The sequence below is a fragment of the Leucobacter chromiisoli genome, from assembly GCF_016522505.1.
In the GTDB taxonomy this organism is placed as follows: domain Bacteria; phylum Actinomycetota; class Actinomycetes; order Actinomycetales; family Microbacteriaceae; genus Leucobacter; species Leucobacter chromiisoli.
Genome location: NZ_JAEHOH010000007.1, coordinates 59908 through 80322 on the forward strand (window position 1 = coordinate 59908; position 20415 = coordinate 80322).

The 20415-nt window shown below is 70.0% G+C and carries 15 protein-coding genes, 1 pseudogene and 1 riboswitch; of the genes and pseudogenes, 2 read left to right on the forward strand and 14 right to left on the reverse strand.

Translation table 11 applies throughout. The features are described from left to right. Nucleotides 1-240: 240 nt before the first annotated feature. The 13 genes and pseudogenes from JD276_RS06110 to JD276_RS06170 form a co-directional block, all read right to left on the reverse strand. Nucleotides 241-1923, reverse strand: a pseudogene (locus JD276_RS06110) (amidase); the annotation flags it as partial. Then, on the reverse strand, nt 1920-2951 hold the full coding sequence (locus JD276_RS06115) for an ABC transporter permease (protein ID WP_200114782.1): 1032 nt from the start codon (nt 2949-2951) through the stop codon (nt 1920-1922). The pseudogene JD276_RS06110 and the gene JD276_RS06115, both read right to left, overlap by 4 nt. After that, nucleotides 2948-4459 carry a sugar ABC transporter ATP-binding protein gene (locus tag JD276_RS06120; protein WP_200114783.1) on the reverse strand — a complete coding sequence of 504 codons (1512 nt, stop codon included), beginning with the start codon at nt 4457-4459 and terminating at the stop codon, nt 2948-2950. The genes JD276_RS06115 and JD276_RS06120 overlap by 4 nt, the downstream gene beginning before the upstream one ends. Nucleotides 4460-4489: 30 nt before the next feature. Beyond that, the gene (locus JD276_RS06125; protein WP_233615404.1) at nt 4490-5452 is read right to left on the reverse strand and encodes a sugar ABC transporter substrate-binding protein; all 963 of its coding nucleotides are present in this window, start codon (nt 5450-5452) and stop codon (nt 4490-4492) included. A gap of 98 nt (nt 5453-5550) precedes the next feature. After that, nucleotides 5551-6666 (reverse strand): histone deacetylase-like amidohydrolase, encoded by a 1116-nt coding sequence (locus tag JD276_RS06130; RefSeq protein WP_200114785.1) that lies wholly within the window; start codon nt 6664-6666, stop codon nt 5551-5553. Nucleotides 6667-6715: 49 nt separating this feature from the next. Further along, nucleotides 6716-7819, reverse strand: a complete 1104-nt coding sequence (locus tag JD276_RS06135) for a histone deacetylase-like amidohydrolase (RefSeq protein ID WP_200114786.1) — start codon at nt 7817-7819, stop codon at nt 6716-6718. Between the two features lie 153 nt (nt 7820-7972). Further along, a complete protein-coding gene (locus tag JD276_RS06140) occupies nt 7973-9865 on the reverse strand; it encodes an ABC transporter ATP-binding protein (RefSeq protein ID WP_200114828.1) in 1893 nt (630 codons plus the stop codon). 49 nt (nt 9866-9914) lie between these two features. Beyond that, complete coding sequence (locus tag JD276_RS06145) at nt 9915-10235, reverse strand: thiamine-binding protein (protein ID WP_200114787.1); 321 nt, start codon at nt 10233-10235, stop codon at nt 9915-9917. Between the two features lie 208 nt (nt 10236-10443). Beyond that, complete coding sequence (locus JD276_RS06150; RefSeq protein ID WP_200114788.1) at nt 10444-11937, reverse strand: DHA2 family efflux MFS transporter permease subunit; 1494 nt, start codon at nt 11935-11937, stop codon at nt 10444-10446. Nucleotides 11938-11983: 46 nt separating this feature from the next. Continuing rightward, entirely contained in the window at nt 11984-13003 is a 1020-nt protein-coding gene (locus tag JD276_RS06155) for an ABC transporter permease (RefSeq protein ID WP_200114789.1), read from the reverse strand. A gap of 3 nt (nt 13004-13006) precedes the next feature. Further along, nucleotides 13007-14524, reverse strand: a complete 1518-nt coding sequence (locus tag JD276_RS06160; RefSeq protein WP_200114790.1) for a sugar ABC transporter ATP-binding protein — start codon at nt 14522-14524, stop codon at nt 13007-13009. After that, entirely contained in the window at nt 14521-15528 is a 1008-nt protein-coding gene (locus JD276_RS06165; protein ID WP_200114791.1) for an ABC transporter permease, read from the reverse strand. Before JD276_RS06165 ends, JD276_RS06160 begins: the two co-directional genes overlap by 4 nt. Nucleotides 15529-15694: 166 nt before the next feature. Further along, nucleotides 15695-16795: a sugar ABC transporter substrate-binding protein gene (locus JD276_RS06170; RefSeq protein ID WP_200114792.1), complete on the reverse strand. Its 1101-nt coding sequence runs from the start codon at nt 16793-16795 to the stop codon at nt 15695-15697. Between the two features lie 238 nt (nt 16796-17033). Between JD276_RS06170 and JD276_RS06175 the strand changes: the two genes are divergently transcribed. After that, nucleotides 17034-17891: an exodeoxyribonuclease III gene (locus JD276_RS06175; protein ID WP_200114793.1), complete on the forward strand. Its 858-nt coding sequence runs from the start codon at nt 17034-17036 to the stop codon at nt 17889-17891. Nucleotides 17892-17901: 10 nt separating this feature from the next. Beyond that, entirely contained in the window at nt 17902-18912 is a 1011-nt protein-coding gene (gene trpS / locus JD276_RS06180) for a tryptophan--tRNA ligase (RefSeq protein ID WP_200114794.1), read from the forward strand. A 94-nt stretch (nt 18913-19006) separates the two neighbouring features. Here the strand turns inward: trpS and JD276_RS06185 are convergent, their stop codons facing one another. Next, nucleotides 19007-20047 carry a zinc-binding dehydrogenase gene (locus JD276_RS06185; protein ID WP_200114795.1) on the reverse strand — a complete coding sequence of 347 codons (1041 nt, stop codon included), beginning with the start codon at nt 20045-20047 and terminating at the stop codon, nt 19007-19009. Between the two features lie 211 nt (nt 20048-20258). After that, a riboswitch (FMN riboswitch) is annotated at nt 20259-20404 on the forward strand. Nucleotides 20405-20415 lie beyond the last annotated feature (11 nt).

Consider the following 20415-nt stretch of genomic DNA (forward strand, 5'->3'; position numbering starts at 1 on the left):
GCAGCGGAAGCCCGAGCCCGTGCGCACCGTCTCCAACTCCACGCCGTCGACGAAGACGCGGATCGCCGCCTCGGGGAGCGCCTCCCCCTCCACCTCGACGGCGATCATCCCCTCGCCCGCCGGACCTCCGGCCTCCGCCACGGTGGCTCGAAGGCGGAGGAGGCGCTCCCCCATGGCGGCTCCGGCGCCGGCGCCGGAGCGGGGGCCCGCTGTACCACGAGCCCGCCGTTCCTCCCCGGGCAGCGGAGGGGTGCGGGGAGGGCTCGTGCGTCGCCTCCTCAGGGAGTCGAAGGCGTATGCATACCCGAGGAGCGCGCTGTCGTCGTAGGCTCCTCCCGCGAAGGTGAGACCCACCGGCATGGCGATATCGGACATGAGCCCCATCGGGGCCGTCACCGTGGGAATGCCGAGGTGGCGCAGCACCAGGTTGCCGTTGGCAACCCACGTGCCGTTGCGCCAGGCGAGGGCCGCCGACTCCGGATCGACATCCGCGTCGGCGGGTCCGACATCCGCCACCGCGGGAAAGACCAGGGCGTCGAGCGCTTCAGCGTCGAGCCACTCCTCGAAGTCTCTCCTGCGGGTCTCCTCCAGACCGCGCAGCCCCTCCGCCAGCAGCGGGATCTCCTCGAGCCTCGGCACCCCGCGGCGGGCGAATTCGACGTACCGGGCGTGTTCGGGGTAGTCGGGTGCCGGGGTGAACTCGTGGTACCGGTCCGGCAGCGCCCCTTCCGGTCTCGGGAAGATCAGTTCCCCGTTCACGGCATCGAGGGACGGGATCCGAGGGTCGCCGTTGGCTCTGAGGAAGTCGTCCCAGGCCATCACGACGAGATCCCAGAGCTCGCTCCGGACGAACCCTTCCGGCACGAGGCCCCGGTCGATCATCGACCGGGCGCCCGGCCGGTCCCGCTCGTAGTTGGAGACCGCGGGAAAGTCGACTTCGACGACTTCCGCGCCCAGTGCTTCGAGATCGCGACGAGCCGCCTCCCAGCATTCGATCACGGAGGGTCGGGTCTCGACCGGCCTGGTCGTCTCGTGGTCGGCGTTGATGTACAGGCGGGGCACGCCGAGCCTGCGTCCGCGGAGAGCCCGGGGATCCGCAAGCCGGCGATAGTCCCGAGGCCGTACTCGCGACGGGGAGGGGAGGCTCACCCAGGGCTGCAGGCGCCAGAAGTCGCCTCGGCGCTCCCCGTCATCGGCCACCAGCACGTTCAGCACCTCCAGCATGTCCGCGACCGTGCGAGTGTGCGGCACCACGACATCCATCGTCGGGATCAGCGGCCAGTTGCCCCGCATCGAGATCAGCCCCCGCGAAGGGGTGTAGGCCACCAGGCCGTTGTTCGACGCGGGAGCCCTGCCGGAGGACCAGGTCTCCTCCCCGAGGCCGAACACGCCGAACCCGGCGGCGGTCGCCGTTCCCGAGCCGTTCGAGGAGCCCGAGGCGAACGCGGAGGTGAGGTAGCGGGAGTTGTAGGGGCTCTCAGCGCGCCCGTACACGCCCCGCTGCATACCGCCCGCCGCCATCGGAGGCATGTTGCTCAGACCGATGAGCACCGCGCCCGCCGCGCGCAGCCGCTCGATCGCGAACGAATCCTCGTTCGCGATGAGTTCGCGGAAGGCCGGCGAGCCCGCCGCAACGGTGAGCCCTCGTGCGCGGTAGCTGTCCTTCGCCGTGTAGGGTATCCCGTCGAGAGGGCCCCGCGACTCGCCGCGCTCACGCCGCTCGTCGGCGGCACGCGCTTCTGCGAACATATCGGGATTGAGCACCGGTACGGCGTTCAGGAGGATGCCGTGGCGGTCGTAGAACGCGATCCGGTTCACACAGTCCGCGACGAGCTCCACCGAGGTGACCGCTCCGGACTCGAGCGCCGCGTGCAGCTCCCGGATGCTCGACTCGAGCACGCTCGGGGGGCCGTGCGTACTCACGGGGCGCCCTTGTCCGGCCGTCCGTCCGGTTCCTTCTCCTCCTCCTCGATGGCTTCCTTCCCCAGCTTGGCCCAGGAGCTCCGGATCACCTTCTGGACGCTGCGGTCGAGGCCGACCGCGACGATGAGCGTCGCACCCACGAGGATCGTCTGCAGGAAGGGGGACGCCTGGAGGAAGACGAGGCCCGTGCGCAGGACGCGGAAGAAGAGCAGGCCGGCCAGCACGCCGCTGATGCGCCCGATGCCTCCGGAGAACGCGACGCCTCCGAGAAGGACCACGGTGAGCGCCTCCAGTTCCAGCCCGGAACCGATGTTCGGGTTGGCCGACTGGACCTTCGCGGAGAGCAGCAGGCCGGCGAGCGCGGAGAACACGCCGCTGGCGACGAACAGCAGCGCCCGGGTCCGTCTGACGTTGACGCCCATGAGGCTCGCCGCCCGCTCGTTCCCGCCGATCGCTTTCACCTCCTTGCCGAACCGGGTGCGATTCAGCACGTACCATCCGACGAGCACGACGAGCACCAGGAGGCAGATCTGGATCGGGACCGGCCCGATGCGCATCGTGCCGATGGTGCGGAACTCCTCGGGCAGTTCCGCGCGCGGAATCGTGTTGCCGCCCGAGAGCAGGAGCGCGAACCCGCCCCACACGCTCAACCCGCCGAGCGTCACGACGAAGGAGTTCAACCCCAGATACGACACCAGGAAGCCGTTGAGCGCCCCCGCGACGAGACCGGTCGCCACCCCCACGAGAAGTCCCAGTGCCGTCGAGCCGGTGCCGCTCATCACGAGTCCGGCCGTGACGGCGGAGGCCGAGGCGATGGACCCCACGGAGAGGTCGATCGTGCCGGACATGATGAGGAAGGCCACGGGAACGGCGATGAGCCCCAGTTCGGCGGCCTGCAGCAGGATGCTCTGCCCGTTGCCGAGGCTGAGGAAGTTCGGGCGAAGGATCGAGAAGACAGCGATGAGCAGGATCAGCGCTGCGAAGATGCCGTTCCGGGCCAGCAGGATCTTGATGCGTTCAGAGTTCATAGCTCGTCTCCCGGCTTTTCGCGGCGCCGTGCACCGGCCATGGACAGAAGGGTTGAGAGGAGGTCGGCGTTGTAGTCCCCTCCCTGAGAGACTTCGCGCACCTCCTCGTCGAACAGGACGTAGGCCCGGTCGCACATCATCGCGATCTCGTCGGACTCGCTCGAGACGACCAGCACCCCCGACCCCGCGGCGGCGGTCGACCGCACGGCGTCGACGATGTCGACCCGCGCACCGACGTCGACGCCCTGCGTCGGCTGGGAGAGGACCAGCAGTTCCGGTTCGGCCGGGTAGAGCCACCGGGCGAGCAGGTGCTTCTGGCGGTTGCCTCCGGAGAACTGGGAGATCTCGGCCTCGCCGGACGGACCGTGGATCTCCAGGCCCGTGCGCGCCGCGGCGTAGGTGTCCTTGCCCGTCTGAGGGGAGACCCACCATCCGCGCGCGCGACTGCGCCCGTACCAGGGAAGCATCACATTGTCCTTCGCGGACTCGGAGGCGATCAGCCCCTCGGCGTCACGGTCGGGGGGAACGTAGAAGATCCCTCTCCGGATGGCCTGCGCGGGGCGCACCACCTTCACGGTTCGCCCCCGAAACTCGAACTTCGACTGGTGGTCAGCTCCGGCGAGCCTCGCGGCGATCCTGAACTGCTCCCCTCCGGCCATGCCGAAGAGCCCCACGACCTCGCCGTGACGCACGCTGATCGAACCTCCGCCCAGTGGAACCCGCAGGATCTCGTCGCCGGGCGTCGTCTCGATCAGGCGGGTCTCGCGCAGTTCGGGCACCAGCGCACGCGCCAGTGCGTCGGGCGTGAAGTCCCGTGCGGGCCCGTCGACCACGATCGCGCCCCCGCGCATCACCACCATGCGCGTGCAGATCTCCATGATGTCGGGGAGACGGTGCGAGACGTACAGCACCGAGGTGCCGCGGGCCGCGAAGCTCCTGATGAGTTGGTGCAGGGCATCGGTCTCCGCGCGTCCGAGCGCGGCGGTCGGCTCGTCGAGCAGCAGGACTTTCATCTCACCCGCGAGCATCCCTCGTGCGAGATCCACCAGCTGGCGTTCCCCCAGAGACAGCGCGTCCACCGGGATGTCCAGCGGGAGATGGGCCGCCCCTACGGAGGCCAGCGCCTCCTCGGCGCGGCGCCGCTTGATCGCGGGCTTCTCCGCGGCGGCGTCCCTGGCGAGGAAGAGGTTCTCGAACACGCTGAGATTGGCGACGAGGGCCGGCTCCTGATGGATCACGGTGATCCCCAGCGCGGCGGCCTCTCGCGGGCTCAGGCCCCTGCTGATCCTCTTCCCGTCGACGGCGAAGGAGCCGCCGAACGCGGTCAGCGCCCCCGAAGTCACGTTGAACAACGTGCTCTTGCCCGCGCCGTTGTGGCCGAGCAGGCCGATGATCTCGCCGGGGGCGACGGACAGGCTGACGTCGCTCAGAGCGCGGGTGGCCCCGAAGTCGACCGTCACGCCGTCGTACACGAGCCGGGGGCCGGGCACCCGCTGCCGCTCATCCATGGTGACCTCGTTCGCGGGTTCGAAGAGCCATCACTGGTTCTCGAGCAGGAAGGACTCCGCGTTCTCGGAAGTCACCTGCGTCTGCTCGAGAACGACGTCCTCGACGTCCTTCCCCTCGGCCGCGTCGATCATCATCTGCGCGTTGGCCTCGGCGATCTCGCGTGCGGGGACCATGTAGAGGTACCGCCAGATGCTGCCCTCCTCCATGACGTACTCCACTTCCGCGTCCGTGCCGTCGACGTTGCCCACGAGGACCGTGGGGTCGGTGCCCGACACCCCGGAGTCGATCAGCGCCTGGTACGCGCCTCTCGTCTGGTCGTTGGAGATCCCCAGCCAGACCTTGGTGTTCGGGAAGGCGCTGAGCTGGTTCTGCACCGCGGCGTAGCCCTCGTCGAGGTTCAGCGCTCGCTGCTCCGTGATGTTCAGGTTGAGGCCCGACTCATCCAGGGCGGCCTTGATCCCCTCGCCGCGGAATCGACCGAGATCGGTGTCGGGATACGCCAGCAGCGCGACGTCCACGGACTCGTCCCCGTAGGTCTCGCGGATCCACTCGGCGGCGGCCTCGCCCAGCCGCTTCCCGTCGCGCTCGTGATCCATCAGCACCGCCGCGCTGACCCCCTCCCACTCGCTGCCGTATCCCAGCACGGGGATCCCGGCGTCCTGCGCCTGCAGCGTCACGGGAACCATGGAGTCCGACTGGGCGGGATACCCCATGATCACCTTCACCTCGCCCTGCACGATCCAGGATTCCCAGTTCTCGACCTGGGTCTGGGCGTTCCACTCGGGGTTGTCGGTGACGAACTCGTACCCGGCGTCCTCCACGACGTCTTCCATGAACGGCAGCATGTCGTTCCAGAGTTGGATGTCGCGCCCGGCGAAGCTCATCGCGAGCGCGCCCTTGTCCTCGCCTCCTGACCCGCCATCCCCACCGCCGGAGCACCCGGCCAGGGCCAGGGCCGCGATCGCGCCGAGCGCCGTCAGTCCCGTCGTCATCCGTTGCTTCTTCATCGTGTTCTCGCTCTCTCGGATCGGCGCCGAGCATCGTTGCTCGGTGCGCTCAGTGGGTGTGGGTGCGGATGTGGATGCAGGTCTCAGCGGACGCCGAGAGCACGCGCCAACCGGGCGGCGTCTTCGATCACCTCGTCCTGCCAGGGCTGCAGCTGCCGGGTCGGAGACTGGTCGAAGCTCGCCGTGAACGGATCGACGACGTCCGTGCGCACGCCGCTCAGCGCCTCCAGCACCGCGAGCCCGCAGTAGGGCACCTGAACCGGCGAGTATCCGCCTTCGTGCGAGAACACGATCCGCCCGTCGCAGACCTCGTCGGCGACATCGAGCAGCCCCTGCGCGACGCGCCTGAAGCCGTCCGACGTCACGCTCATGGCCCCCAGAGGATCGAGCGCGGCGGGGTCGAACCCGCTGGAGACGACGATGAGTTCGGGTTCGAAGGCGCGGATCGCGGGAGCGGCCACCCGCTCCACCACGTCCGCATAGGCGCCGTCGCCCGAACCGGCGGGAAGGGGCACGTTGATGTTGAACCCTTCCCCGGCGCTCCCGCCCTGCTCGTCCATCATCCCGCTGTCGACGGGGAACAGCCGATCCTGGTGCACGGAGATGTGCAGGGTATCGGGATCCTCCCAGTAGATCTTCTGCGCACCGTTGCCGTGGTGGACGTCGTAGTCGAAGATCGCGACGCGTTCGACGAGCCCCCGTGCGCGGAGGTTCTCGAGCGCGACCGAGACGTTCGCGAAGAGGCAGTACCCGCGCCCCTGATCGGGTTCGGCGTGGTGCCCGGGCGGGCGCACCAGCGCGTAGGCGTTGTCCACCTCGCCGCGGAGCACGGCCTCGGCTGCGGCCAACGTGCCGCCGGCCGCGAGCTGCGCGAGCTCGAAGGCCCCGTGGGCGAACGGGGAGTAGCCGTCGCCCGCGTCGCCGCCGCTGCCCTGCGATTGCGTGCGGATCCGCTCCACGTACTCCGGCGTGTGCACCCGCAGGAGGTCCTCATCGGTCACCGGCCGGGCGTCGATCCTCGTCAGGCTCTTCAACAGGCCCGAGACCTCGATGAGCCCGGCCATGCGCGCCTTGGATTCGGGGCTCTCGAAGTTGTGGTAAGGCTGCACGTACCCTCCCGACGGCACGATCCCCGCGTGCGTGCCCGTGTCGTGCCAGGCGTACTGCTCGTGCCAGACGTATCCCGTGTTCCTGCTCATCGCTCTCCCTCGTTCGTTCGCGGTGTTCGGTCGGTCACGGGTCGCCGTCTCAGCGCCCCGGCACCCTCGCCACGAGTTGCGCGGCCTCGCGGATCGCCTCGTCCTGGTGGGGCTGAAGCCGGTGCTGCGGGTACGCCAGCAGGCCCTCGAGGAACGGGTCCTCGACGGGAGTCTCGAGGCCGGCGAGCTCTTCGAGCACCGCGAGCCCGCAGAACGGAACGTAGTGGGCCGAATAGCCTCCCTCGTGGCCGAAGACCAGACGGCCGTCGCACAGCTCCTCTGCGAGATCCTTCATCAGCCGGGCCAGACGACGAAAGCCGTCGCTCGTCACCATCATTCGCCCCAGCGGGTCCCAGACGCTGGCGTCGAAACCACTCGCGACGTGGATGACTTCGGGCTTGAAGCGCCTCAGCGCCGGCACCACCACGCGCTCGACGGCCTCGACATAGGCGTCGTCTCCGCACCCGGGAGGCAGGGGAACGTTCAGCGCGGCGCCCTCCGCGCCCGGGCCACCGTTCTCGGCGTGCAGTCCCGAGTCGGTGGGGTAGAGCCGGTCCTGGTGGATGGATATCGTCAGGGTTTCGGGGTCGTCCCAGAAGGCGGCCTGCGTGCCGTTGCCGTGGTGGACGTCCCAGTCGACGACCGCGACGCGTCCCACGTCGAACTCTTCCCTGGCCGACGCGATAGCGATGGAGGCATTGGCCAGGATGCAGAAGCCCCGCCCGCGATCCGCCTCGGCGTGGTGGCCGGCCGGCCGCACGAGCGCATAGGCGTTGTCGACGTCTCCGCGGAGAACGGAGCGCATCGCGTTCGACACGGCCCCGGCCGCCAGCCGCGCGATCCAGAGCCCGCCCGGCCCCATGTGAGCCACCTCGCCCGTGTCGCCGCCCGTCTGGTCGAGCTCGCGCAGGCGTTCCAGATACTCGGGGGTGTGCACGCGGAGTATCTCTTCGTCGGCCGCCTCCGAGGCGTCGATGCGGAGCAACTGGCTCGCGAGCCCGCTCACCTCGACGAGGTTCGCGAGGCGCCCCTTCGACTCCGGGCTCTCGAGCGAGTGGAACGGCTCGATGTAGCCGCCCGGGGGCAGCCAGCCGGCGCCGTTGCCGGTGTTGTGCCAGTTGAAGGCCTCGTTCCACACCCAACCAGTCGCCATGCCCGCCCCTTTGCTCGATAGGGGCCACCGCCGACGGCCCCCGTGCCGCGCTTGCCAACAGTCAAGACGAAGCCGCACACCCGAGCATCCGTCATTTGACGGATGCACTCGCGAACGGTTGGCTCCTCGGTCCGCGTCGCGGCCGGCCGAGCATCAGGCCGAAGGGGCGGTGCCCGCCACTCCTTGATCCGCGTACAGCTCGGCGTAGGAGCCGCCGATCGCCAGAAGTTCGATGTGCGTGCCCTGCTCGATGATGCGCCCGCGGTCGACCACGTAGATGCGGTCGGCGTCGATCACGGTCGAGAGCCGGTGCGCGATCGCGACCGTCGTGCGGCCGCTGCGCGCGCCCTCGATCGCCCGCTGCACGACCCGCTCGCTCACGGTGTCGAGCGCGCTCGTCGCCTCGTCGAGGATCAGCACCGGCGGGTTCTTCAGCAGCACCCTGGCGATCGCGATGCGCTGCTTCTCGCCGCCGGAGAGCCGGTACCCCCGCTCCCCCACGATCGTGTCGTAGCCGTCGGCGAACGACACGATCGACTCGTGGATGTTCGCCATCCTCGCGGCCGCCTCCAGCTCGGCGTCGCTCGCGCCCGGTCTCGCGTAGCGCAGGTTCTCGGCGATCGAGGCGTGGAAGAGGTAGGACTCCTGCGTGACCATGCCGATCTGGTCCATCAGCGCCTCCTGCCGCAGCTCGCGCACGTCGTCGCCGGCGAAGCGGACCGTGCCCTCGGTGGCGTCGTAGAGGCGCGGGATCAGGGAGCCGATCGTGGTCTTGCCCGAGCCGGAGGCCCCGACGAAGGCGACGAACTCCCCCGGTTCGATCCGGAAGCTCACTCCGTCGATGGTGGCGCGCTCTCCGGGCTCGGCGTCGGGGTAGCGGAAGGTAACGTTCTCGAACTCGATCCGTCCGACCAGGGCCGGATCCTCGGAGGGCGGCCGCGCCCCCGGGGCGTCGACGATCGCGGGCTGCAGGTCGAGGTACTCGAAGATGCGGGCGAACAGCGCCTTCGAGGTCTGCAGGTCGAGCGCGACGCGCATCAGCGCGGTCAGCGGGAACAGCAGGCGCGACTGGACGGTGGTGAACGCGACGATCGTGCCCGCCGTGATCCCGATGTCGGCGCCGTCGCCGCCCGAGCGCGCGATCAGCAGGCCCGCCACGAGGTAGACGATCGCGGGAACCGCGGAGAGGAAGACGTGCACGAGCGCGAAGAACACCTGGCCGCTCATGGTCAGCCGCACCTGCAGTGCCACCTGGTTGGCGTTCTCCGCCGCGTAGCGCTCCGTCTCGGTGCGCTGGCGGGAGTACGTCTTGGCGAGCAGCACGCCCGACACCGACAGCGCCTCCTGGGTGATGGCCGACATCTCCGAGAGCGACTCCTGGGTGCGACCGGCGATGCGGGCGCGCACCTGGCCGACGCGCCGCTGGGCCATCACGAGCACCGGCATGAGCAGCAGGGCGATGATCGTCAGCTGCCAGCTCAGCACGAGCATCGCGAAGAGCGCGGCGATGACCGTCACCGTGTTGCCCACCACGTTCGACACCGTGTTCGTGAGCACGTTGGCGACGCCGCCGACGTCGTTCTGCAGGCGCGATTGGATCACGCCGGTCTTGGTGCGGGTGAAGAAGCCGAGCTCCATCGACTGCAAGTGCGCGAACAGCCGCACCCGCAGGTCGCCCATGACCCGGTTGCCGACCCTCGCCGTCAGCAGGGTCTGGACGATCCCGATGCCGCCCGAGAGCACGAACGCGACGACCATGCCGAGCACCAGCCAGCCGAGCACGGGCAGGTTCGGCGCCCCGCCGTCGGTCGGGAAGAGGCCGTCGTCGAAGACCCGCTGGGTCAGCAGCGGCGGCGCGATGCCGAGCGCGGCCGAGACCAGCACGAGCGCGATGATCGCGCCGATCTGCCAGCGATAGGGGGTGAAGAGCTCGGCGATGCGGCGGCCCAGGTTCGGGATCCGGGGAGCCTCGCGGTTCAGCTCGCGCTGACGCTCGAAGTCGGCCGACGACACACGGGTGCCCCGTCCTCCTGCCGGCCCGCCCATGCTCATGGTTTCCGAGGGTAGTCGGTGCCGCCGACACTCGGGGAACCGGTCAGCTGAGCGACCCTCCCGGCTGCCCGACCGCCCGCTCGAGCCGCTCGAGCTTGCCGTCGAGCTCGCCCTCGTAGCCGGGGCGGATGTCGGCCTTCATGACGAGCGAGATCCGGGACCCGAACGGCGCCACGGCCTCGGTCGCCCGCTTCACGACGTCGAACACCTCGTCCCACTCGCCCTCGATCTCGGTGAACATCGACGAGGTGCGGTTCGGCAGGCCCGAGGCGCGCACCACCTTCACCGCCTCGGCGACGGCGTCGGCCACCGAACCGTCGGGGTTCTCGCCGCCGCTCGGTGCGACGGAAAATGCGAGGATCATGCGCGGTCCCTTCTCCTCAGCCGCCCCGGAGCCTTCTCCGGGTGTGCAGAAACGGCTGCTCCCAGCGAGTATCCCAGCACTTCGTGCGCGCTCGCTGCATCTCGACGAAGACCGGGAGCGGCGAGCGCGGGAGCCGGAGCGGGCGGAGGAACGGGGCCGGCGAGCGCAGGACCGGCGAGCGGGCCGCCAGCGGATCCCGGGTGGCGGGCTACCCGCGCTTCTCCGGGATCCGCGGGCTCCGCGCGCCCTCCGGGCGCGGAGCGAACCAGAGGACGATCGCGGCGCCCACGAGGATGACCGCCATCGGCATCAGGATCGACTGCGCCATGGCGGTGGTGAAGCCCTCGCGCATCGGTTCCGGGAGCGCTCCAGCGGCGCCCGCTCCTCCGAGACCGCCCGCCGCGGAGGCCTCCTCGCCGAACTGCGCGGTCAGGCGCGACTCCATGAGCGCCGCCATCGCCGCAGAACCGAGCACGGATCCCACCTGCCGGCTCGTGTTGTACACGCCGGATCCGGCACCCGCCAGCCGGGGCTCGAGTCCGAAGGTCGTGATCGAGGCGAGCGGGCCCCACATGAAGGCGTTGCCGAAACCGAGCACGGCGCTCGGGATCAGGAGCAGCCCGATGGGGGTGTCCGGCTTCGCGAGCAGGAAGTAGAGCAGCAGGCCCGAGGCGACGAGCAGCAGCCCGAGCAGCGGCAGCCGGCGCGGATCCCGCCGGTCGATGAGCCGGCCGACCGGGCGGGCGAGGGCGATCGAGAGCACCGCCATCGGCACCATCATCAGCGCGGACTGCGTCGGGGTCAGCCCGCGCACGAGCTGCAGGTAGAACATCAGCGGCAGGCCCATGCTCGTCACCGCGAGCCCGACGGTCACGATCGCCGCCGTGCCCACGGAGAAGTTGCGGTCGCGGAAGATCCGCAGCGGGATCAGGGGCTCACCGCGCTGCACCCGCTGCCACACGACGAAGAAGATCAGGATCACGACGCCCGCGCCGATCATGCTCCACACCGAGATCGGCCCCCAGATGACGCCCCAGTCGAAGCTCTCGCCTTCCTGGATGCCGAAGACCAGCAAAAACATGCCGAGAGCGCTGAGCAGGACGCCCAGCCAGTCGAAGCGGTGCGCGCTCGTCTCCAGCCGGGGCACGTAGCGCAGCGCCAGCGCGAAGGCGATCACCCCGACGGGCACGTTGATGAAGAAGATCCACTCCCACCCCCACGCGTCGAGCAGGAAGCCGCCGAGGATCGGGCCGACGAGCGTCGCGACGCCCGCGGTGACGCCCCACACGGCCATGGCGGATCCGCGTTCGCGCGGCGGGAAGATGCGGGTGATCACGGCCATCGTCTGCGGCGTCATCATGGCGGCCCCGAAGCCCTGCAGCACGCGCGCGCCCACCAGCACCTCGATGCTGCCGGCCAGGCCGCAGGCGAGGGACGAGAGAGTGAACACCGAGAGCCCGAACAGGTAGATGCGCCGCGGGCCGAACCGGTCGCCGAGCCGACCGGTGATGAGCAGCGGCACCGCGTAGGCCAGCAGGTACGCGCTCGTCGCCCAGAGCGTCGCCGTCATGGTCGTGCCGAGACCCCGCATGATCGACGGGTTCGCCACCGACACGATGGTCGTGTCGACCAGGATCATGAAGAAGCCGATCACCAGCGACCACAGCGCTGCCCAGGGTCTGATCGCATTGGCGTGGGGCATGGTTCCTCTTTCTCTGCAACCAGCCCAGCCTACGCCTCGAGGCCCCCTATTTGATCGCGCGCAATCGCGAGCGGTCGAGCGTCAGCGCGACCGCGGCGATGACCACGCAGCCGTAGACGATCTGCTCGTAGGACGGATCGACCCCGATCGCGGTGAGCCCCACGCGCAGCACGACGATGATGAGCGCGCCGATGAGCGTCTTGATCGCGCCGCCGACGCCGCCCGTGATGGCGGTGCCGCCGACCACGACGGCGGCGATCGCCGGGAGCTGGAGGCTGTCGGCGAGGGTCGGCCCTCCGGAGCGCTGCGCGGTGGCCATCACGACGGCGGCGAGGCCCGCGAAGAAGCTGCACGTCGTGAAGGCGAGGATCCGCAGGCGCACGGTCGAGATCCCCGACATCAGCACGGCGGGCTCAGCCAGGCCCATCGCATGCAGGGCGCGGCCCCGCTTGAGCGTGTGCATCCCCAGGAAGACCAGCACGGCCGCGAGGATCGCGAAGACGCCGACGGCCGGCATCTGCGCGATGCGCAGATCCTTGAGCGCGGCGAGCGGCTCGTACCCCTCGCTGATCCTGATCGTCGAGGCCCCCGAGATCCACAGGCCGAGACCGGAGTAGAGGCCGAGCGCGCCCAGCGTCACGATGAACGACGGCACCTGCGCTTTGGCCACGATCAGTCCGTTGAGGAAGCCGATGGCCGCCATCGCGAGCAGCATGAGCACGATGCCGCCGGGGCCCATGCCCGGCAGCCACAGCGCCAGCAGCACGGTGCCGAACGACGCGGTCGCCGCGAACGAGAGGTCAATGCCGCCGGTCAGGATCACGAACATCTGGCCCAGCGCGAGCAGCAGGATCGGGGCGAGGCTGAGCAGCAGGCCGCGCATGCTGGCCACGCCCAGGAAGTTGGGCTGCCGCAGCGTCACGACGAGCACCAGCAGCACGAGCACCGCGAACGGCACGACCGAGACCGCGCGGGAACGCCAGTCGAAGCGGTCGATGCTCGTCCTCGGCTGCGCCGTCGCCGTGTTCGTCGGCGTCGAGGTCCGGTCGTCACGTGTGTTCCTCATGCCTCACACCATCTTCTCTACGAGGTCTACGGGCAGCGGCTTGCTCCCCGGACGGGCGTCGAAGCGATCCTCGACCCTCCCGTCGCGCATCACGAGGATCGTGTGGCTCAGCGCGATGGTCTCCTCGAGCGAATCCGCGAGCAGCACCACCGCCATCCCCCTCGCGCACTGCTCGCGCACGAAGGCGTAGACGTCCTCCTTCGCCCCGACGTCGAGGCCGCGGGTCGGATGGTCCAGGATCAGCAGTCGGAGCTTCGGGGAGTTGAGCCACTTCGCGAGCACCACCTTCTGCTGGTTCCCGCCGCTGAGGTTGCCGATGTTGGCGCGCTCGTCCGGGGTGCGCACGCGGAGGCGCTCGATCCACTCGCGCGCCGAGTCCCTCGCCGCGGCGACCCTGCGGAAGGGGCCCCAGGACACCGTGTCGGGATCGACCAGGAAGATGTTCTCCTCCACGCTCATCCCGTCCGCGATGCCCTCGATCCTGCGCTCGGCCGGGATGTACCCCAGGCCGGCCGTGACCGCGTCGACGGGCGATCCGAAGCGCACCGGCTTGCCGTGCAGGCGCACGGATCCGGCGGTGAACGGCTCCGCGCCGAACAGCACGCGGCTGAGCTCCTCGCGACCGGACCCGAGCACACCCGCGATCCCGAGCACCTCGCCCTCCCGCACCTCGAACGACACGTCGTCGAAGGCCCCTCGCCTCGACAGCCCGTCGACGCTCAGCACGACCTCCTTGCCCTCGACCGGAAGCTGCTCGTCCTCGCGGTAGAACTGCGCGGAGCTCTCGCGTCCGACCATGAGGCGGTGCAGCGTCTCGACATCGGCCTCCTCGGCGCGCATCTCGCCCACCGAGCGCCCGTCCTTGAGCACGTAGACCCGGTCGGACACCCGCAGCACCTCGTCGAGACGGTGCGACACGAAGATCACGGAGGCGATCTTGCGCAGTCGGTCGATCTGATCGAACAGCGTCTCCAGCTCCGCGCCCTCGAGCACGCTGGTGGGCTCGTCGAGCACGATGACCGGCTCGGCCTTCGCGCCCTCCTCCACGTAGAGCGCCTTCGCGAGCTCCACCATCTGCCGCTCGGCGAAGCTGAGCGACTCGACGATCGCGGTCGGCGGGATCCGCGAGGCGATCTTGTCGAGCTGCCGCTGCGCGTTGGCGTTGAGGCGGGGCCAGTTGTAGAAGCCGAAGCGCACCGCGTCGCCCTCGGCGCCGAGCAGGATGTTCTCCCCGACGGTGACGTTGGTGATGAGCGACTGCTCCTGGTGCACCATGCCGATGCCGGCGCGGGCCGACTCCTGGGAGCTGCGGAACGCCACCCGCTCGCCGTTGCGGTAGATCTCGCCCTCGTCGGGCTGGTAGATGCCGGAGAGCACCTTGAGCAGCGTGGACTTGCCCGCGCCGTTCTCGCCGATGAGGCCGACCACCTCGTGGGAACGCACCTCGAAGCTCACGCCGTCGAGCGCCACCACGCCCCGGAAGCGCTTCGTCAGATTGCGGACTTCCAACGCGGCGGTCATTTGATCACCCTCACTCGAGTGCGGAGGCGCCAGCCGGTCACGACGACCGCGGCGATGATGACGACGCCCTGCACCGCGATCTGCACGTAGGAGTTGACGCCCATGAGGATCAGGCCGTTGCTCAGCGCGACGATGATCGCGACGCCGACGAGGCTCCGCAGCACGCCGCCGCGCCCGCCCGTCAGCAGCGTGCCGCCGAGCACGACGGCCGTGATCGAGGTGAACAGGAACCCCTCGCCGATGACCGGGGAGCCGACGCCGAGCTGCGTGGCGACGAGCACGCCCGCGATGCCGGAGGTCGTGCCGCCGACGACGAAGGCCCCGATCTTGTAGCGCGCGACGCTCACTCCGGAGAGCTTCGCGACGGCCTCGTCGCCGCCGATGACGTAGCCGTAACGGCCGAGGCGCGTGAAGCGCTGCACCAGGTAGCCGAGGATCAGCACCGCGAGCGCCACGAGGAAGATGTTCGCGACGCCGAGGGTGTTGCCCGTGCCGATCGCCTTGAGGCCCGGATCGAGCAGGCGCGGCGAGCGGCCGCCGAAGAGGACGGTCGCGACGCCGATGCCGACGGCCCCCATGCCGAGCGTAACCATGAACGACGGGATGCCGAAGCGCACGTTGAGCACGCCGTTGGCGAGCCCGAAGAGCGATCCGGCCGCGATGCCGAGGACCGCGGCGAGCAGTCCGAGGCTCAGGTCGTTGCGGTCGTTCGCGGCGGTCAGGACGAAGAGCAGCGAGGAGGTCGCCATGACGCCCTCGATGGAGAGGTCGATGCCGCCCAGCAGGATGACGAAGGTGAGGCCGGTGGCGATGACGAGGGGGATCGCGAGCTGCGACAGCAGGATGCCGACGTTGCCCGGGCTCAGGAACGTCGGATTGGCCGCGGTGAACACCACGATCATGGCGATCAGGGCGACGAACGGGCCGCCGTCGACGAGCCACTTCGGCAGCTTCGACGGCACGCGCGCATCCGCTGTCGCGGCGGGCACGGTTGACTGGGTCATGGTCTCCTCTATCACTGCTCCGGAGGCGGGATCGCCGTGGGGGGGGGGGGGGGGGGGCGGGGGGGGGGGGGGCCCCCCCCCCCCCCGCGGCCCGACCCAGGCCGCGGGGGGGGGGGGGGGGGGGGGGGCGCCCCCCCCCCCCCCCCCCCCCACGGCCGGCAGACGATCAGGGCTCGATGGGGCCCTGGCTGCGAGCCCAGGGATCCTCGAGGTCGGGCACCAGCTGCTCGAGCGGCGGAGCTTCGAGGAAGTCGGTCACGTTGTCGGCGGTGACGACGGTCTGCTCACCGTAGAAGGCGCGCTCCTCGTGGCTGAGCTCGCTCACGTCGATCTCGCCGGTCGCCGCCTGGTAGGCGAGCGAGAGCGCCGCGCTGCCCTGCCACCAGGGATCGGTCGAGACCGTGGCGATGTAACCCGAATCGCCCTCCTGGATCGCCTCGAGTGCCTCGGGAACGGCGTCGAAGCCGACCACCGGGATCTCGCCCTCGAGCCCAGCCGCGCGGAGCGCCTCGACGGCGCCCAGCGCCATCTCGTCGTTGGCGGCCCAGACGCCCGTGATCTGGTCACCGTACTTCGCGAGCAGCGTCTGCGTCACCGAGAGGCCCTCGGAGCGGCTGTAGTTCGCGGTCTGATCCTCGAGCAGCTCGATGCCGGGGTAGTCCTCGAGCGCGTTCTGCAGACCCTCGAAGCGCTGCTTGGCTGGCACGTTGTCGAGGATGCCCTGCAGGGCGATGACCCCGCCCTCTCCGCCCATCTTCTCGAAGAGCGCCTCCGAGACCTCTTGGCCGCTGGTGCGGCCGTCGAAGCTGATGTGCGCGACCCAGTTGTCGCTCACGTCCCAGGGGAACAGATCGTCGGGCTTGTTCCACTGCGTGACGACGAAGCCGCCCGCGTCGGTGACGGCGTTGACGATCGCCTCGGTGTCGGAGGAGGTGTTGGGGTCGACGTTGAGGGCGTAGATCTCGCCGGAGGTGCCGAGCGCCTGGATCTGCGAGAGCTGACGCTGCGAATCCGCCTCGTCGGTGATGGTGTGCACCTCGACGCCGGCCCACTCGCCGAAGAGCTCGCCGCCCTCGACCCAGTTGGCGTGGTAGGCGTTCGACAGGCTGCGGACGCCCTGGTACGCGGTGACGTCCTCTGCGTTCCCGCCGGCGCCACCGGAGCCCGCATCCTCGGAGGCCGACGAGCAGCCCGCGAGAGAGGTCATGCCGATCGCGGCGGCCAGGCCGACTCCGATGAGCGCGCGTCGCGTTGCGTTACGAGTCATGCTCGATACTCCTCACTTCGTTGTGGTGATGACACGGAGCGCGGAGAGCTTCCGCTTGAGCGCGCTCGTAGCAATACTACGCACTCAGCGGGTTTCCACAAGCGTTTCCGCAAGAATTGGGTGTGCGTCGGTGATTTGGAGTAGTTCTTCTACACAAGGCGACGGTGCGGTATGGTCCTCGGTCTCGGCGGTGCGGCGCCGCGCCTCGGTGTCGGCGGCGCGAAGTAGACTGGCGGGCATGGCTGAAACACTGCGCGTCGCCTCCGTCAACGTCAACGGCCTCCGTGCCGCCTACCGCAAGGGCATGGGCGACTGGCTCGCCGGGCGCGGCGTCGACGTGCTCGCCATGCAGGAGGTCCGAGCCGATGACTCCCACGTCGAGAGCCTGCTCGGCGAGGGCTGGCACATCCTGCACGACCCCTGCCAGATCAAGGGCCGCGCGGGCGTCGCCATCGCGAGCCGCGTGCCGGCGACCGCGCACCGCGTCGGCCTCGGCCCCGCCGAGGCGCAGGAGACGATCCAGTCGTCGGGCAGGTGGCTCGAGGCCGACTTCGAGCTCGGCGGCAAGCCCTTCACGGTGGTGAGCAACTACACGCACTCCGGCGAGGTCGACACGCCCCGGCAGGAGGCGAAGTGGGCCTTCCTCGACGCGATGGGCGTGCGCATGACCGAGCTCGCCGCGGAGCGCGAGTACGCGGCGATCGTCGGCGACTTCAATGTCGGCCACCGCGAGCTCGACATCAAGAACTGGAAGGGCAACGTCAAGCGCTCCGGCTTCCTGCCCCGCGAGCGCGCCTACTTCGACCGCTTCTTCGGTGCCCGCGGCGAGGTCGTCACCGGCGTCGACGGCTCCGAGGGGGTCGGCTTCGGCTGGATCGACGTGGGCCGGCGCTGGGCCGGCGAGGTCGACGGCCCCTACTCGTGGTGGTCGAACCGCGGGCAGGCGTTCGACAACGACACCGGCTGGCGCATCGACTACCACGTGGTCACCCCGGCTCTCGCCGAGCGCGTCGCCGACTACCAGATCGACCGCTACCCCTCCTACGACACGCGATGGTCGGATCACGCTCCCGTCGTCGTCGATTACACCGCCTAGAAAGCCGTCAATGAGCACCAACCACAAGCCCGTCATCTTCTCGGGCATGCAGCCCTCGAGCGACTCGCTGCACCTCGGCAACTACATCGGCGCCCTGACCCAGTGGGTGCAGATGCAGGACAGCTTCGACGCGTACTTCTGCGTCGTCAACCAGCACGCCATCACCGTGCCGCAGGATCCCGCCGAGCTCGCGGCGCGCACCCGCCGCACGGCCGCCCAGTACATCGCGGCGGGCATCGATCCAGCCAGGTCGACCCTGTTCGTGCAGTCGCACGTGCCCGCGCACACCCAGCTGGCCTGGGTGCTCAACACCATCACGGGCTTCGGCGAGGCCGGCCGCATGACCCAGTTCAAGGACAAGTCGCTGCGCTACGGCTCGGACGCGACCTCGGTCGGGCTCTTCACCTATCCCGTGCTGATGGCCGCCGACATCCTGCTCTACCAGGCCGACGTGGTCCCGGTGGGCGAGGATCAGCGCCAGCACATCGAGCTGACCCGCGACCTCGCGACCCGCTTCAACTCCCGCTTCGGCGAGACCTTCGTGGTTCCGGAGGCCCAGATCCAGAAGGGCACCGCGAAGATCTACGACCTGCAGAGCCCCGAGGCGAAGATGTCGAAGTCGGCCGAGAGCGAGGCCGGCCTCATCAAGGTGCTGGATCCCGCCAACGTCACGAGGAAGAAGATCATGCGGGCGGTGACCGACGCCGACGGCGAGATCCGCTACGACCACGAGGGCAAGCCCGGCGTCTCGAACCTGCTCACCATCTACTCGGTGCTCACGGGGCGCATGATCGAGTCGATCGAGCGCGAGTTCGAGGGCCGCGGCTACGGGGACCTGAAGAAGGGGCTCGCCGAGGTCGTGGAGGAGACGTTCTCGCCGATCCGCGCCCGCACCGAGGAGCTGCTCTCGGATCCCGCCGAGCTGGATCGACTGCTCTCGGGCGCCGCCGACCGCGCGAACGAGGTCGCCACCGCGACGCTCGACCGCGTCTACGACGCGATGGGGCTGCTGCGCCGCTGATCCCTCCCGCCGCGGCACCGGGCTGCGGGCCGCGGGCCCCTCACGGGCGCTCGGGGTCGGAGCCCGGCCCCGAGCGCCGAGCGCGGTGAGTCGTCTACGGCACGAGGACGGCGCGGCCCTGGATCCGGCCGTGGTGCAGGTCGTCGAAGGCCTGCACGGCCTCGTCGAGCGGGTACCGCACGACCTCGACGCCGATCTTCCCCGCACGGGCGAGCGCGACGGCCTGCCGCATGTCGGAGCGCGTGCCGCCGTAGGCCCGCTCGATGTTGACCCCCCACGGCAGCGGCGTACCGCTGCCCGCGACGTACTCGAAGGCCCCGTTGCCGAGCCCCACGAAGCGGATCGCCCCGCCGCCCGCGACGACGGCGAGCGCGAGGTCGACGGTGGGCTGCACGCCGACGAAGTCGAAGACCACGTCCGCGCCCTTCCCGCCCGTCTCCTCGAGGATGCGGGCGGCGGCGTTCCCGTCGCTCGGCAGCGCGAGGTCGGCCCCGTGGGCCTCCGCGAACTTCAGCTTCTCGGGGTCGGTGTCGAGCGCGATGATCCGGGCCCCGGTGGTCGCCGCGAGGATCTGCAGCGCCATGTGGCCGAGCCCGCCGAGGCCGATCGTCACGACCGTCGCGTCGCCGACCATGCGATCCCGAACCGTGTTGATCGCGTGCATCGGGGTCAGGGCCGCGTCGGCGAGCGGAGCGGCCTCCACCGGGTCGAGGTCGCCGAGCGGGTCGAGGTGGTGCGCCTTCACCGCGATGTAGTCGGCCATGCCGCCGGGGCTGCCGATGCCGGGCGAGAGCGGGGCGAGCGCATCGCGCGGGTAGGCGACCTCGCACTGGTTGTCGCGCCCCGCGAGGCACTCTCGGCACTGCCCGCACGAGAGGATCAGCGCGACGATCGCGCCGTCCCCGGCCTGCCAGCCCCGCACGTCCTCGCCGACCTGCTCGACGGTGCCGGCGACCTCGTGGCCGAGCGTGCCGCCGATGAGCGGGTTGTCGTCGCCCATGCCGATGATCGCGATGTCGGAGTGGCAGAGGCCGGCCCCGCCCACGCGGAGCAGCACCTCGTCCGGCTGGATCTCGGGCACCGGCTTGTCGAGCACCTCGACGGTGTCGTTCTTCACGTAGGTCACTGCGCGCATGGGGGCTCCTTCTCCGATCGTGAGGTCGCGGCGCGCGCCGGGATGCGATCGCGCACCGGTGATCAGGGCGTCAGGGTGGCGTCCTGCCCCCAGGCTACTCCTGCCCGTCGCCGATCCCTTCGTGATGCGGGGGTGAGGCACGCCGCCCCGTCACGCAGCGTCATCGACGCGGCGGGGGAATGATTCCTCCGCGGGCCGGGTTAGAGTAGGTAGCGTGTTCCGGGGTCGGTGTGATTCCGAACCGGCGGTGACAGTCCGCGAACCCCGCGCTGCGGGGCCGATCCGGTGGAATTCCGGAACCGACGGTGATGGGACGCGGCCCCGGCCGCTCTCTAGTCCGGATGAGAGGAACGCGGGTCGCAAGCGAC

Coding starts and splice junctions, on each gene's coding strand:
- trpS (WP_200114794.1), top strand. CDS start 17,902: ATGAGCACCAACCACAAGCCCGTCATCTTCTCGGGCATGCAGCCCTCG.
- JD276_RS06130 (WP_200114785.1), bottom strand. CDS start 6,666: ATGAGCAGGAACACGGGATACGTCTGGCACGAGCAGTACGCCTGGCAC.
- JD276_RS06145 (WP_200114787.1), bottom strand. CDS start 10,235: ATGATCCTCGCATTTTCCGTCGCACCGAGCGGCGGCGAGAACCCCGAC.
- JD276_RS06135 (WP_200114786.1), bottom strand. CDS start 7,819: ATGGCGACTGGTTGGGTGTGGAACGAGGCCTTCAACTGGCACAACACC.
- JD276_RS06150 (WP_200114788.1), bottom strand. CDS start 11,937: ATGCCCCACGCCAATGCGATCAGACCCTGGGCAGCGCTGTGGTCGCTG.
- JD276_RS06155 (WP_200114789.1), bottom strand. CDS start 13,003: ATGAGGAACACACGTGACGACCGGACCTCGACGCCGACGAACACGGCG.
- JD276_RS06185 (WP_200114795.1), bottom strand. CDS start 20,047: ATGCGCGCAGTGACCTACGTGAAGAACGACACCGTCGAGGTGCTCGAC.
- JD276_RS06175 (WP_200114793.1), top strand. CDS start 17,034: ATGGCTGAAACACTGCGCGTCGCCTCCGTCAACGTCAACGGCCTCCGT.
- JD276_RS06160 (WP_200114790.1), bottom strand. CDS start 14,524: ATGACCGCCGCGTTGGAAGTCCGCAATCTGACGAAGCGCTTCCGGGGC.
- JD276_RS06120 (WP_200114783.1), bottom strand. CDS start 4,459: ATGGATGAGCGGCAGCGGGTGCCCGGCCCCCGGCTCGTGTACGACGGC.
- JD276_RS06170 (WP_200114792.1), bottom strand. CDS start 16,795: ATGACTCGTAACGCAACGCGACGCGCGCTCATCGGAGTCGGCCTGGCC.
- JD276_RS06140 (WP_200114828.1), bottom strand. CDS start 9,865: ATGGGCGGGCCGGCAGGAGGACGGGGCACCCGTGTGTCGTCGGCCGAC.
- JD276_RS06115 (WP_200114782.1), bottom strand. CDS start 2,951: ATGAACTCTGAACGCATCAAGATCCTGCTGGCCCGGAACGGCATCTTC.
- JD276_RS06125 (WP_233615404.1), bottom strand. CDS start 5,452: ATGACGACGGGACTGACGGCGCTCGGCGCGATCGCGGCCCTGGCCCTG.
- JD276_RS06165 (WP_200114791.1), bottom strand. CDS start 15,528: ATGACCCAGTCAACCGTGCCCGCCGCGACAGCGGATGCGCGCGTGCCG.